Source organism: Psychromonas sp. 14N.309.X.WAT.B.A12 (assembly GCF_030397575.1).
Lineage (GTDB): Bacteria > Pseudomonadota > Gammaproteobacteria > Enterobacterales > Psychromonadaceae > Psychromonas.
Map to the genome: position 1 here is coordinate 1 of NZ_JAPNXS010000007.1, position 14949 is coordinate 14949.

15 protein-coding genes are annotated in these 14949 nt (G+C 36.5%); 6 read left to right on the forward strand and 9 right to left on the reverse strand.

Annotation, left to right across the window (positions count from 1 at the left end; genetic code table 11):
- Positions 1-340: 340 nt before the first annotated feature.
- Positions 341-679, forward strand: a complete 339-nt coding sequence (locus tag OW492_RS10245; RefSeq protein ID WP_290039863.1) for a zinc ribbon domain-containing protein YjdM — start codon at positions 341-343, stop codon at positions 677-679.
- A 456-nt stretch (positions 680-1135) separates the two neighbouring features.
- Positions 1136-1600: a hypothetical protein gene (locus OW492_RS10250; protein ID WP_290039864.1), complete on the forward strand. Its 465-nt coding sequence runs from the start codon at positions 1136-1138 to the stop codon at positions 1598-1600.
- A gap of 66 nt (positions 1601-1666) precedes the next feature.
- Here OW492_RS10250 and OW492_RS10255 read toward each other — a convergent pair whose 3' ends face one another.
- The 7 genes from OW492_RS10255 to OW492_RS10285 all read right to left on the reverse strand — a co-directional run bounded on the left by OW492_RS10255 (position 1667) and on the right by OW492_RS10285 (position 8569).
- Positions 1667-2086 carry a hypothetical protein gene (locus OW492_RS10255; protein ID WP_290039865.1) on the reverse strand — a complete coding sequence of 140 codons (420 nt, stop codon included), beginning with the start codon at positions 2084-2086 and terminating at the stop codon, positions 1667-1669.
- Positions 2087-2091: 5 nt separating this feature from the next.
- On the reverse strand, positions 2092-2787 hold the full coding sequence (locus OW492_RS10260) for a DUF6796 family protein (protein WP_290039866.1): 696 nt from the start codon (positions 2785-2787) through the stop codon (positions 2092-2094).
- A 59-nt stretch (positions 2788-2846) separates the two neighbouring features.
- A complete protein-coding gene (locus OW492_RS10265) occupies positions 2847-4448 on the reverse strand; it encodes a CRTAC1 family protein (protein ID WP_290039867.1) in 1602 nt (533 codons plus the stop codon).
- Between the two features lie 365 nt (positions 4449-4813).
- Positions 4814-5245, reverse strand: coding sequence for a thioredoxin TrxC (gene trxC, locus OW492_RS10270; protein ID WP_290039868.1), 432 nt, complete (start codon positions 5243-5245; stop codon positions 4814-4816).
- A gap of 15 nt (positions 5246-5260) precedes the next feature.
- A complete protein-coding gene (locus tag OW492_RS10275) occupies positions 5261-6295 on the reverse strand; it encodes a glycosyl hydrolase family 8 (protein WP_290039869.1) in 1035 nt (344 codons plus the stop codon).
- 103 nt (positions 6296-6398) lie between these two features.
- Entirely contained in the window at positions 6399-7280 is an 882-nt protein-coding gene (locus OW492_RS10280) for a CPBP family intramembrane glutamic endopeptidase (RefSeq protein WP_290039870.1), read from the reverse strand.
- A 110-nt stretch (positions 7281-7390) separates the two neighbouring features.
- On the reverse strand, positions 7391-8569 hold the full coding sequence (locus OW492_RS10285) for a cystathionine beta-lyase (RefSeq protein ID WP_290039871.1): 1179 nt from the start codon (positions 8567-8569) through the stop codon (positions 7391-7393).
- Positions 8570-8758: 189 nt separating this feature from the next.
- Here OW492_RS10285 and OW492_RS10290 point away from each other — a divergent pair, with 189 nt between their 5' ends.
- Positions 8759-9244 (forward strand): YcxB family protein, encoded by a 486-nt coding sequence (locus OW492_RS10290; protein WP_290039872.1) that lies wholly within the window; start codon positions 8759-8761, stop codon positions 9242-9244.
- An 88-nt stretch (positions 9245-9332) separates the two neighbouring features.
- On the opposite strand, the gene OW492_RS10295 is transcribed toward OW492_RS10290, so the two are convergent.
- Both OW492_RS10295 and truC read right to left on the reverse strand, forming a co-directional pair.
- On the reverse strand, positions 9333-10064 hold the full coding sequence (locus OW492_RS10295) for a hypothetical protein (protein WP_290039873.1): 732 nt from the start codon (positions 10062-10064) through the stop codon (positions 9333-9335).
- Positions 10057-10839: a tRNA pseudouridine(65) synthase TruC gene (gene truC / locus OW492_RS10300; protein ID WP_290040069.1), complete on the reverse strand. Its 783-nt coding sequence runs from the start codon at positions 10837-10839 to the stop codon at positions 10057-10059. The genes OW492_RS10295 and truC overlap by 8 nt, the downstream gene beginning before the upstream one ends.
- A gap of 292 nt (positions 10840-11131) precedes the next feature.
- Here truC and OW492_RS10305 point away from each other — a divergent pair, with 292 nt between their 5' ends.
- From OW492_RS10305 to OW492_RS10315, 3 genes are all read left to right on the forward strand, one after another.
- On the forward strand, positions 11132-12349 hold the full coding sequence (locus tag OW492_RS10305) for a glycoside hydrolase family 88 protein (RefSeq protein WP_290039874.1): 1218 nt from the start codon (positions 11132-11134) through the stop codon (positions 12347-12349).
- A gap of 160 nt (positions 12350-12509) precedes the next feature.
- A complete protein-coding gene (locus OW492_RS10310; RefSeq protein WP_290039875.1) occupies positions 12510-13160 on the forward strand; it encodes a PEP-CTERM sorting domain-containing protein in 651 nt (216 codons plus the stop codon).
- Positions 13161-13700: 540 nt separating this feature from the next.
- Positions 13701-14582, forward strand: a complete 882-nt coding sequence (locus tag OW492_RS10315) for an NAD(P)-dependent oxidoreductase (protein WP_113820498.1) — start codon at positions 13701-13703, stop codon at positions 14580-14582.
- Positions 14583-14949 lie beyond the last annotated feature (367 nt).

Sequence of the window (14949 nt, forward strand, 5' to 3'; positions counted from 1 at the left end):
CTCTCCTTCCGCACCATGCTTAACCACACGTTAAGAAATAAATAAACCAGCTAATATGCTGGTTTTTTTATACCTAAAATTCAATGGATTGAAAGACACGCTAGGTTTAGGCTCAGCGACTATCAAAGAACGCGCAAGGAGTGAGAGTTCAAGTCTCTCCTTCCGCACCATGCTTAACCACACGTTAAGAAATAAATAAACCAGCTAATTTGCTGGTTTTTTTATACCTAAAATTCAATGGATTGTGCACCCTAGCACTTATTACAATATTTAAATGACTAGTGGTAATATAACTCATGTTTCAAAGGCGATATTATTAAAAATAAAAAACGAGAAATTTATGTCTAATCCCCCCTGTCCAAAATGTCATTCTGAGTTTGTTTACGAAGATCAAAATCTACTGATTTGCCCTGAATGTGGATACGAATGGAGTCCTGCAGAACTGCTTGCAGAAGCTGCGCTTTTACAAGTCAAAGATAGCAACGGCACGCCATTAAATGATGGTGATAAGGTCACCATGATTAAAGACCTTAAAGTAAAGGGTAGCTCTACGGTGATTAAGGTTGGTACTAAAGCAATTGTGAAACGAGTAATTGAAGGCAAAGATCATCAACTTGACTGTAAAGTAGATGACATTGGTGAAATGATGGTAACAGCACAGTTTGTGAAGAAAGCCTGAGAAAAATAAAGAATCAAAACAAGGAAGTTCGACGTTCATAATTAAGGCTTTAATCTTAATTGGGTTAATGCAAATTCTATTAAAAATACCATCAACAAGTTTATATGCCGGACCTTAAACAGGCATTGTTTTGTGTTTAGCCTTACCATGGAATGGGAGCTCTTTAATGCGGTGATCGACACTTCAATTTCAGGCGTAATACTCTTTACTGTTGGTTATTAGGTCGATGGAGTGATTGATATTTGTGGTCTTAGCATAGGGTTAGTTTATCTTTGATACGTCATTTTATTAATGTCGTAAACAAACGATGTTTAAGGCCATTTAAAAATGCACGATGCCGCTACCCTATAAAACAATATTAGGTTAAGTTACAATTAGTTAAGTTTAACTCGTTACAATATCTCATTAAGTTAATGATAATATCTAGTAATGCCATAAAGGAGAAATGGAGACATTATGTTTACTAAAGAAATGGTACATACCGCCTTACAAACTTGGTGTGACAATGTTGTTAAAGTAGGAAAGGTTCACTCTGAAGGTGGCGATGCACAGGCATTTTCTCTTCAAGTATTATCCGAAAGTTACGACTACGATAACGGCCACGTACTGTTTAAGCCAACCCTCACATTTGGCCAACAAACTTTCCGCCCTACTAAAGAAGGCGCACTTTCATATTTTGTTGGTGGCAATAGTGAGTTTCCAAATGATAACGGCTTTAAGCTTAAGCCTTGGGTAAAAGTTTGGTACAGCAAAGAAGATTTTATACTGCATGGTGATTTAGCGATAGTGCAATGTAATGTGCATTTCATCGGTGAAGATGACAGCCATATTTTTGTAAATAAGAGCTTTGTATTTAAGATATGTGAAGATGGCAAAGTACGTATTATCTTGCATCAATCTTCGTTACCTTATCAACCTTAAGTAGTTCTTCATCCACTTATATGTTTTTTAAAAAATGAAACCAGCTCTTTGCTGGTTTCATTTTAATTACCTATTTAGCTTTGTTATTTTTAGCCAATATAAAAGAGCCACAAACACACCAAAGCTCAATGATATATAACAAAGCGGCGTTCCCATTTCACTTCTTGGGCAAACTCCCCCTTGAAAAAACTCCAACAAGCTACCTACAACAGCAAGTAATACAACCGGGATCCAACCTATGATAAATAGCCACTTTGAATATTTTATGCGCTCAAATAAAGTAGCTATCAACATTAAAAAATAACCTATGCTAACAATATAACAAGCCGGTATATTGATAACCGATGGGCAAAGGGCAATACCTGTTACAGTTAAATAAGATACAGAAACGCCGCTGTACAACCCTACACTCAGCGACACTAATAAAGCTGCTGTGATGATTCCGACAATCAATTTTTTTAAACTATCATTTACGTTAGCTGGCATACTAATCATCTTTTATAAAAATTTTTGTACGTTCTGTGTAATGCATAAATTGAAATAGAAAATATAATCAGATGCACGACATTCATTGCTGCAGGTAATAACCACACTCCAATACTTAGACCAGTGAAGTAAGTTGCAAAGATCCCACCTAAAATAACGGCAGGGCTAAACAAAGCTACCCAGCGAGGATAAAGGGTTTTACCTATTGCAATACGCCATATCCAAAGTATAGAGACAATAAGCACTGCTAAACGTAAAGCATTCACCAAGGGTTCATTATGCGCGCCAAATTCGCTTAATAAATGTTGTAATTGCAAAGCAACGTCTGGATCTGTTGTATTAGTTATTTCATGGGCTGTTAACGCTAAATAAATACGCCCTCCTAACCAAGCATTTCCTACCATAAAAGCATACCCCCCCAGTAAAGTAATAATACAACCATGTACTTTACTACCGCCTTTAATAAACATTTGCCCTAAGTGCCAATACCCTAAAATATATAATGGAGCCGCTAAGGTACTAAAAAAGTGTCCTATTGTTAGCCTTTCTTTGCTCACATTGGCGAAGTAACCATACCCTTTAGCTTCATAGCCACCAAGTGGAGAGAACTGTAAAGTAAACTCTCCTATTCCTACTAACAAAGCGGCTAGAAACCCAGCCACACCTGTAACCAGTAGTATGTTATATGTTTTTTTATCCACAAAAATACTCTCTTATTAATAATTTAAAGCGCTAGGCTTTTATTTAATATCAATGTTGATTATTGATAATCAGCAAGGTTAATCGTGGAATCCACTTGAGGTGAATCAATACTCACTGTTTTGCCACTTTGATAATTAACCTGTATTGACTTAATCTCAGTTTGATTATTTAAACCAAAAAACAGGTCACTAGTCTGATCAGAGCCCAAGCCTTCGCTACTATAAAACTGGTTAGTATAGGTTTGGCCATTTTCCATAGTGAGTGTCACTATTGCACCTAATGAGTGAGTTTCGTCTTTAAATCGTACTTTTAACCAATGACGCTCACCACCATTGTTAATAAAAGCACGTAACTTACCGTTTAAATTACCAATAACTGCATCAGGCCAACCATCTTGATTAAAATCAGAGACAACTGTAGTTACACCAAAGTGTTTATTGATAATGCCAGCGACTTCCTCTACGGGTTTGAATGTGTTCTCCTGGTATTGCTGTAATAGGTTTCCAGGATAGAGATCTAAGTGTTCAACAGCAGGAAAACGGATATAGTTTTGAGTTATAAGGTAATCAGCTAAAGAATCGTTATTAAAGTCATAAGAGACAAGCCCCCAGCCAAATCCATATTTTGCTGCATTGTTTTCTAATGCAGTGTCCTTGAATTGAAAGTCACCTTGGTTTTCTAGCAAGATGTAATCTTTATTTAAGGTTTGATCTTCAGTTAAATCCCCTACTACTAAAAAGTCAGGCAAGGTTTTTCCTACGTTACTGAAGTATAAATCTAAGAATCCATCATTATTATAATCACTAACAGCAATACCCATGGGGTAACTATAGGTAACAGGCAAAGTGATATTATTAAAAGTTAAATCGCCGTTGTTTTTAAATACACGGACAAACCCAGTGTCTTGAGCAACAACTAAATCACTTAACCCATTATTATTTAAATCAACAAAAACAGCTGTGAAGGTATTATGTTGCTCAAATACACCTGAAGATTGAGTAATATCAGCGAAAGTATTATCACCGTTATTTAAAAGTAAATTACTAATGCCGCCATAAACTTGATTAAAGATAGTTTCACCTTCTACGTATTCAGGACGAATATAGTTAGAGACATATAAATCAACAGCACCATCATTATTAATATCACCGAATGAAATAGATAAAGGCAATGATTTTTTGTCTAAGGGAAATTCTAATTTTTTCCCAATAAAACCTTCACCTGTGTTTTCATAAAGGTATACCCCACTGCTTCGAGCAACAAAGAGATCTACCCAACCATCGTTATTCGCATCAATCGAAGCAGCCCCATAGGTAGGGTCATCTTTGGCTTTATTAAACCATCCCTGCATTGGCATACTAACCAAGGAATTATTTACATATTTTTGTAAGCTATCTTGCTGGCCAATGCCACCACCAACAAAGATCTCATCGATATTGTCATTATCTATGTCGATAGTAGATAGCGCCATAAAAGGTAATCCCACAACAAAATCAGATTGATGTGTAAAATCAGTGCTAATTTCAATAAAACGTAAATCTGTTTCGCCTTGTGCTTGTTCTGCACCTTGTATGATATAAGTTACAATTCTAGTAAAAAAGAATGAAACACATATTAGAATACCGATAATAATCAACGATATTTTTTTCCATTTACTCATAGTTTTCTCCGGTAGGTGTTCAATATATTCGTCCTTGATAGGAGTAATAATAATGAGACCCGAAAAAACGCTTAAAACATTCAATTTTTATACAAAGTGAGTGTAATAAGTAAAATATAAGGCTAGGAGAAAAATAAAACCGTGATGGTTTAATAGAGGGAATTAAAGAAAAAAGTTATTTCTAGTAAGGAAAACGCTACAAATAAGTAGCGCACGACTGATAAAGTAGCTAAACCAATGATCTATTAAAGTGAGGTCAAATACTTTTAAACACTTATGCAGTTATAAAGCTATGTTGAGATGAGCTACCTGTATTCATCTGTTTGGCATGAGGTTTTACCCTATGCCGGCATACTTTTTAGCAGCTACTTTAACAATGCCTGTGCTAACCATGCTTTGAATTGCCCAGCTGGTAAAGCGCCATTTAGGGTATCAACCACTTTACCTTGTTTAAATACCATCAGAGTGGGAATACTGCGGATATTATATTGTGCCCCTAACAACGGTTGATCTTCAGTATCTATCTTTACAAATCTTGCTGTCGTATTTTGTGTAGCAACTTCTGTAAATGTCGGAGCGAAATTAATACAAGGGCCGCACCATGGTGCCCAAAAATCGATCACAACAGGCTTATCACCATTGATTAACGCAGATAAGTTAGCATTGGTTCCTTCGATAGGAGCTCCCTGTAGTAACTCTTTTTTACAACGCCCACAAGTAGGTGTTGATTCAATTCGCTCAACCGGTAAACGGTTCATTGAGTGACAATGTGGACATCTAGAAGTAATTTTTGTCATTTATTTTCTCTCTTTTTACTGCTTTATCATGGCTAGTTGCGATAATAAAATAAAGGTCGCAGAATAATAGTCAGTTTCTGCATTTATCTCAGGAAAGGTTACCTCAGTGTTACCATTCATCTTAGCCTTAGTAGCATTTTTAATAGCCTGCATACCGCTGTTAGCCGTTAATGTTGAAACTTGTTCTGTTAATAAATCCACTGATGCAGGTACTTTTTCTTGATCCCAAAAGTCTATAAATGGCGCGGTTAATTCAGTTTGATATTCACCTGCTAACATCAGGTAAAGAGGAAGTCTATTAGCACTTTCTCCGTATTTTGAAGAACTCGCACCTTCTAGAGTGACTTTATCTTCTGACAGTATCATCCAATCTGCTGGTAGGCTCCAACGTCCAAAACGAGCCCACTCCATCAATGAAATACCCGATTGGTAGACTTCAGCCCAAATAGGATCTCCAGTAACTTCGCTAAATAAGTTGAAAGCTGGGAACACCCAATAGGATAAATTGATTTGCTCAGATTGATCGCCAACGTCAACACCTTTTTCAGTTGGTAATACCAACTGGTAACCATACTTTTTATCAATCAACTTAGCTTTTATGGCATCTAGCACTCGGAATCCTTCCACCAAATAGATTTGACGATCCCATTTATTTTCTGCTGCTAATAATGCCCAAGCAATAATAATATCGCCATTACTTGCATTAGGTTTGGATGAAATACAGGCTTTATCACAGGCCTGTTCAGAGGAGCTAACTTGTTCGCGGAATAAGTAATCTTCTCGCTGCATATGTTGTTGGGTCCAAGCCCAAATTTTCTCAAATTGTTTTCTGTCATTTGAGAAAACAGCAAATAGTAATGCAAAGCCTTGCCCTTCACTGTTTGATAGATTGTCATTTTCACCATCAATAACTTGGCCATCAGTAATAAACTGCTCTTTATAAGCAATCCAATTTTTTTGATAGGGTGTTCGCTCAAAAGAAAGAAATTGCGGTAGAAGTAATATTATAATGAAAAACAATATTATTAAGGCGAATATAATTTTCTTCATTTTTCCAGTATTCCTTAACTTTTTAAAAGGCTGTTACATTGATAAATAGGCCTCTATGATAAAGGTGAACACTATAAAGATCACTAATAATTAAGCTCAAATACTATTTAAGCATTGGATAGGTAAACAAAAAGAAATGACAAAGATTCAGTAGCCAGTGACACAAAATAGCCCACTCTAAGCATTGTGTTTTATAAAAGATATAACCGTAACCAAACCCTGCTACCGCAGACACTAATACATAATTGAGCCCGCCCATGAAATGCGCAGCTGCAAAAACACATGCAACCAACATAGGCGAAAAAATAGATAGCCGCGTATGGCTTAATCGTTGTGAAAGTTTGGTTTGTAAAATCCCTCTAAATAACGCTTCTTCTGCTACACAGGTAAATAACAAATTAATTGCGATAAACTCAAACCAAAAGTCTGGTACCTTAGGGTTAAAATCCACCAGCTCTAAAAGCAAAGCAAGGGTGAGTGTCACAACAATAGTGCTGATAATAACTAAGATTGGTTGCTTAGCACTTTGCCAATTGATACATAAGGTATTGATGTAGCTTTGGCTAGTATCACTTTTATTCAACTTTTTGAAGAAATAAGCTGTCAATAAAAGGCCAGCAATGCCTTTATCAACATTCGCATAAAGGGTGTAGGTTATCGCATCCTTACTGATTTGCTCATTAATAATAATGGGCAAGTTATTAAAGCCAGGTAAGAAATGCAATGCCAGTGCTACCCCAGTAACAATAAATACGCTAGTAAATAACTTAGATAAGAAAGGTAGCTTTATATTAAGCGCAGCATAATACAAAGCAAAATAAAGCAAGAGACTACTGACTCCTATTAAATTTATATACTGTTCAGTGAAAGCAAAGCAGACACTAATTAACAACAAAAAATACCAAAGTGGCTGCTTGAACAGTGTCATTTTACAGTAAGGAAAAACGGCTAAAATCGCTAAGGCTAAAATATAAAAAGTCATCATCCATGGCTCAGTTTTGCTGTATGAATAGGTTGCTCAGAACAACAATAAGTATTTAAAAATAAAAAAGGAGGCTACTGGCCCCCTCTTTATGTCAATTAGATGCACTTAACCTATTTAATAAGAGCGGCATTGAAACGGTCGAAGCCAGCTTCTAAATCTGCAATTAAGTCTTCTGGGCTTTCTAAACCGATATGCACTCGAATTAATGGTTTGCTGCTATCCCATTCAGTCACAGTTCTGATTTTATCGATACCCGATACACTTAAAATTAAGCTTTCGAAACCGCCCCATGAAAAGCCCATTTTGAAATGATGCATATTTTCAACTAAAGCAGTTAATGCTTTACTATTTCCTTCTTTTAATACAAATGAAAATAGGCCATTTGCGGCACTGAAATCACGTTTGAAAAACTCATGCCCTGGGCATGACTCAAATGCAGGGTGACGGATATGATCCACTTCTGGTCGAGTTGCTAACCAGTTTGCAACTTGTAACGCGTTTTTCTCATGCTGCGCCATACGTACACCTAAAGTACGTAAACCTCGACTTGCTAAATACACATCATCAGGTGATGTGCATTGCCCCATTAGGTAACTGTTTTCACGTAGTTGCTCCCAATGTGCTTCGTTTGAAGTTGCGGTTCCCATCATGACATCAGAGTGACCAACAATATATTTAGTTGCCGCTTGAATCGAGATATCAACTCCCATTTCAAAAGGCCGAGAGTTAATTGGCGACGCCCATGTATTATCTAACATCACTACTAAACCATGCTCATGTGCAACTTTACTTAAGGTTGGTACATCTTGAATTTCCATAGTGATTGAGCCTGGAGACTCTAAAAATAATACTTTAGTATTGTCTTGAATTAGATCTTTAATGCCTGCACCGATCATTGGGTCGTAATAAGTGGTTTCGATACCAAAGCCAGCTAATAAGCTATCACATAATGCACGCGTAGGTTCATAGGCACTGTCGACCATTAACAGGTGATCGCCGGCTTTTAAGAAAGACATTAATGAGTTACTAATAGCAGCCGAGCCTGATGGGTAAAGAGCCGTTCCAACGCCTCCTTCTAACTCAGCAATCGCAGCTTGAAAAGCAAAGTGTGTTGGCCCGCCACGACGACCATAAAACATTTCCCCATTAGCTTTGTTTTTTGAAGCAAAACGCATCTCTTCCATGGTTTCGAAGACCATAGTTGAAGCTCGTACCACAGGCGGGTTGATCACCCCTTTAGTCCATTTTTTATCGCGACCTAGTGTTACTATCTGTGTCTCTTTTTTCATTTCACTCATCCATCCCATCATTAATAAAGCACTGAAGAATCTATCCAGAATATAGAAAGAACATATTACCACTTCAAAAATAGATAAACAGCGAGAAAATTGTCATAAGATAGTCTTGATTAGATGGCTTAGTACCTAAAGAAATAGGTATAATCGCTATTTACACTTTTCAGCTTGAATGGGTTCGTAATGCAGTTAGAGACATACTTCCACCTTAACCGTGAACACTATGCGGAATGTTTTGATCAATCAATGGCGTTAAAAGCACCACAAAAGCCACGTTGGGGATTTATTGTCGGCGCGATGATTACCGGTTTGTTTTTTCTTTTTTTAACCGAGGTTCAAGGTCTATTCGCGTGGTTTTTCTTTGCCATTGCAATACTTGAGTACTTTAGTTTTAAATACCGCCGTGCTTGGTGGCTAACTCGCCAAATGATCAGTAAAAACGCAGGAAATAAAATCACCCTTATTTTCGATGAAAAGGGTATCGAGAATAAAAGCGTTTATATCAATAGCCAATTAGCATGGGAATCGATTAAAAGCTACCAAGAAACAGAAGTGGGTTTTATGTTGAATTTACAACAAGGTGGACAACAATATCTCAGTAAAAGTTGTCTAAATGAAGAAATACAAGATTATTTATTGATGCAACTTAAAGGGAAGAAAGTAGCATAACCCCCCCCCTCAAAGTAGATAGTAAGAAGGCAAGTATATTGGGGTGGCTCACCACCAATACACTTCTTTTTATTTAAAGGTTAAAAAGCTATTCTGTAATTTTCCTAAAAGCCGCGTTTTCATCATTATTTGGGTCTAAAGCAACAAGTTGTAAACTGATAGTATTCTCTTGTGTTGGAAAATCCGCTGCAGCTTGCTCTTCACCATGTGTTTTAAAGTTCACCTTAATAAAGCCTTCTTGTACAAATACTTTGTCCTTCACCACACTTTTTTCTTCAATTATAATTGAAGCATCACGCACCCGATTGCCTAATAGTTCAGAACTGACATGGCGAGCTTGCTCCGTCTGAAAGTCATAAGAGAACAGACCGACATAAGTGAAAACACCACGCCCCATTCTATTAATAATATATGGGGCAGCAAAATAGGCTATACCAGTTCTATTATCATTTAATAAAGCTAATTTAGATATGTTCAAATAAGCCGTCCCTCTATCATAGACAGGTCCAGTATCCTCCTGAGCAGAGGCAACTAAGACATCAAATTGACCATGTAAAAAGTTATTAGATTCAACCTTTTCTAATGAATCTAATAATACTGGCCGCTCATTTTCAGGGTAAATAATAGAAGTGGGATGTGCATTCGATAAAGATTCAAAGATAATCTTTTCAGTATTTTTTTCACAGGCCTGCTTAGCTTCATTCCAAAAACCTTGGTCAGTTATGCAGCTCTGTTGAGTATTGCTTCGACCTTGAAAATAATAGACTAGGCCTATGATAATCAACATGGCTAATAACACTTTATTGAGAGTTTTATTCATCTGATTTCTCTATTAATAAATTAATTTCTGTTAAAACACGTGCAAACTCATCGGTTAAAGGTGCGTGAACTTCAATTTTTTTATCGGTATGTGGATGGATAAAACTTAAATACGCTGCATGTAATAATAAACGATGAATATCAAAATTATCTCTAAACATCGTATTGTGTTTGCCATCACCATGTGAAGTATCACCAACAATAGGGTGTCGAAGGTGTTTCATGTGGCGGCGTAATTGATGTTTACGTCCGGTTTTAGGTTGTAACTCCACTAGAGAATAACGAGAAGTAGCGTAAGGGCCAACAGCAATCGGCACTTCAGTTTGTGATATACAGCGGTACTCTGTCACTGCATCTTGAGCAGGTTTTGTCATATCCGCTTTTTTATCGGCGATTTTGTCATATTGATATTTTAAAGGATAATCTAAAAGACCTTGGCCGATATGCCCTCTTACAACAGCTAGATAATGCTTCTCAGTGGTATGCTCTACAAACTGTTGCATTAAATGGCGTGCACTGTCTTTATCTAACACAAACAACAATACACCAGATGTTGGTCTATCCAAACGATGTACCGGATAAACATGTTGTCCGATTTGATCACGTAGTTTTTGAACCGCAAACTCTGTCGCGTTAGTATCTAACCAACTACGATGTACCAATAAACCAGAGGGTTTGTTGATTGCTACCAGATATTCATCTTGATACAAGATCTCTAATTCTGGGCTGCTGCTTTCTACCACTATATCCTGCTGCTCTGCAACGGTAGCTAACATTAACTCAAGATTATCAAGATCGTTATCAGGTGCTTGCACTGGCTCGGTGGTTTGTTGTTCTGATGGCATCATAAATCTCGCTTACTATTCAACCATATTAACTGTAGACACTTACATAAAAATGGATGAGGCGTTTATTCTATAAACATTGAAAATAAGCGACCAATATAACAATAAACAGCAAAAATTTCATGTCTGTATTGGTTAAACAACACAATGCGAATAGACTGTTTTCCTGAATGACTTGATCAACAAACAACAAATACCACGCTATTTTGTAAAAGGAAAAACAATGCGTCATTTACTAGTAATATCAAAGGTTGTTACTTTAAGTTTACCAATGATTTTAAGTGCCTTGGGCATCACAAATGTAAATGCGGCCACAACCAATTTTAATAAGCGAATTAATATTGCTATTGAAGACTCTCTTGCGCACTTAGAAACCAGCGTTCAACTCATCAAAGACCCAAATCAATTTCCAACTTACGCGAATAAAGACCTTTCTTGGCAGCTCAATGCCGCACACAAATGGACGGCAGGTTTTTATCCAGGAGCCTTATGGCAAGGTTATCAATTAAGTGGTGATTCACGCTTTCAACAATGGGCTAAACAATGGACAGAATCCTTAGCCGGTCAAATAAACGATGCAGGCAGTCATGACTTAGGCTTTAAATTTATGACAACCTATGGGAATGCACTAATACTTAGCAATGATATTGATATGGTAGCTTATAAAAAAGTAATGCTCGCCGCTGCGAGTACTTTAGCTAAACGTTATCAACCTAATATACAGTTACTTAGTTCAGACTGGGATGATAAGTATTATGAAAATTCCATTCCGGTAGTAATCGACATTATGATGAATTTAGAACTATTGTTGTGGGCTGCAGAAAATGGCGGTGATAAACAATGGGCAGAAATAGCAAAACATCATGCCTTAAAAACCTACGAAGACTTTATACGTGTTGACGGTAGCAGCTATCACATCGTTCGCTATGACCAAACAACAAGACAAGTCATTAATAAAGGCACATTACAAGGTGATGGAGACGAAACCACTTGGGCGCGAGGCCATGCTTGGATGATTTATGGCATGGTCGTGATGTACCGTTATACTGAGCAATCCATTTATCTTCAATATGCTCAAACATTAACAGACTATTTTATTAAAAAATTACCTGAAGACGGTATTGCTATGTGGGACCTGAATAGTAAAATTCTGCAACGAGATACCTCTGCTGCAGCCATATTTGCTTCTGCATTAATCGAAATGGCTGATTATATCGATAATAAAAAGCAGAAAGAACGGTATATACAAGAGTACAAATTAATACTTAACTCTTTAATATCAGAGCCTTACTTTATTAAAGACACCACTAAAGCGCCCATCATTGATAAGTCAGTACATTACTATACGAAACCTAACGCGATTGATGTTCCCGCCATTTTTACTGATTATTACTTTCTAGAAGCGTTAAACCGTTACCAACAAACACTGTCGGAAAAATAAGCGTCAGCTTCTTTTACAACGCAGAAAAAAAGAGACTTACCTCTGATAAAAAATCATTCAATAACAAACAGATACCACAATGGCCCTTTTCTTGCATTAGCAGTAGAATTAAGCGCTATTAATTAATATCTATTTAAAGACTTAAGTGTCGGAGTTACAAATGAAAAAAATCATAGGTATATTATTTTCCCTAATAATAAGTACAGCAGCTAATGCAGTAGCCTTATATGATTCGGGTGAGCCTATAGATACGAGTGGACGTTGCGTTGCAGAGGGTTGTTTAGGGTCAACAGAGTGGTGGATTATTTCTGAATTTACTGCAGACGCAAATTGGGACATTACTGGTTTTGAGTTCTTTGCGACAGACAATAATGAGATTAACGGTAACGGTGGTGATGGTACAGGTTTAGGGATTGAAAGTTATCAATCAACCAGCTGGAAGATCATTTCTGCCGATAATCCATTTGGTGAAGCATTATATAGTGGGCAAACAAAAGCAACTACTAGTACTTACAATCTAAATAGCATTAATGTGACTGACTTTCTCCTATCTGATTTAACTATCTCGCTAGGCAGTGGAACTTACTATTTAGCACAACATCATGATTTCTTAGATGAGTCTGAATTCTTAGTATTAGAATCAGGATACAGGTCACACTACTATCAAACAGATAATTTAGCTGGTAAGTATAAGATCAACGGCACAGCGGCTGTAAAAATTATCGGCACAGTACCAGAACCCGCTTTATTCGGTTTATTTGGTTTAGCACTAGTTGGTTTAGGATTATCTAGAAAAAAGTTGCATAAATAACCTTTGCATACTTAACAAAGTTATTTATTAGCCTCTGATACCAGAGGCTTTTTTATGTCATATAATAAATACTACGAAAACTTAATTAGTATGACTATTTGATTTTTCGCTTCGACGTTAACAAATATAAATTCCGATATAAAGAACAATTAATAAGCCACATTTATCGTTCTTTTAAAGATTTAAAGACTCATTTCATTGCCCATGAACGATAAATAATGAATTATTTTTTAAGCCTCTTTTTTTATTTTTACTCTGTAAAACCTATTAGCATTAAAATAAAAACCAAAAACAAAAACATAAACCACTGATAAATATAGATTTAAAAATAAAGCCCCCCCAAAAAAATGCTAAACAGCAATTAACTTATTAATACTTTATGTAGCTCACAAAACTGATAGATAGCAATCAATATCAATACCTAAATAACTGTAATCGTGACCTCAAAAGGATTTCCTCCTATCAAAGATTGATTAAATATAGCGAGCCAGTTATCCTACTTAAAACGTAAACATATAATAAGACATTTAGGAGTTAGATATGACTAAACCAGTAATTGGTTTCATCGGCCTTGGCCTTATGGGCGGCAACATGGTTGAAAACTTACAAACACGTGGTTTTCAAGTAAATGTAATGGATCTTAATAAAGATGCTGTTGCGAAAGTAATTGCACGTGGTAATGCTACTGAAGTTGCTTCAGGTAAAGAATTAGCTGAGAAAAGTGACATCGTGATGCTAGCACTAACTACTTCAAAAGTAGTTGAGTTAGTTGTTTATGCAGAAGACGGCATATTAGCTGGTATGTCTGAAGGTAAAGTACTCATTGACTTCGGTACTTCTATTCCAGACTCTACTCGTAAGATTGGTGCTGCATTAGCAGAAAAAGGCTGTGGTATGATCGATGCACCGCTAGGTCGTACTCCTGCACATGCTAAAGATGGTTTATTAAACATCATGGCAGCTGGTGATATTGAAACATTTAACAAAGTTAAACCTGTATTAGATGAACAAGGTGAAAACGTATTTCATCTTGGCGCACTAGGTGCCGGTCATACAACTAAACTGATCAACAACTTCATTGGCATGACGACGGTAACTGCTATGTCTCAAGCCTTTGCTGTAGCAAAAGCAGCAGGTGTTGATGGACAACAACTGTTTGATATCATGTCAGCAGGTCCTTCTAACTCACCATTTATGCAATTCACTAAATTCTACGCGGTAGATGGCGAAGAAAAATTAGGTTTCTCAGTGGCTAATGCTAACAAAGATCTTGGTTACTTTAACCAAATGGTTGCTGACTTAGGCTCTGAGTCTCTAATCGCTCAAGGTACTTCAGCTAACTTACAAGCTGCTGTTGATGCTGGTCTTGGCCAACACGATGTACCCGTTATTTTTGATTACTTTACTAAATTAGAAAAGTAACTAAAAAGTAGCTTTAAAAGCTTCATACAAGGCCACCTATTCCTAATAAAAATAAGCGTCCTTGAAACACAACTTGGACACTGATATTGTATCGCCTAAGTTAATACTTAATACGATAATAATATCAGTGTCTTTTTTTAAATTAATAAAAAATTCATATAAGCCATGTTTGCTAATACACTAGCAAACAGTTAAAAAATACTTATATTTGATATCTTGTTTATTGACCCGCCTCACAGTAACCGCTTTATTATTCACCATTTATTCGCTATATTCTACATCGTTAGTAGTATTTTTACAATGTGATGCCAATCAAAATTTAAAGTTTAATTACCCTTTCCTATCAATCTAATTGATACAAACAACT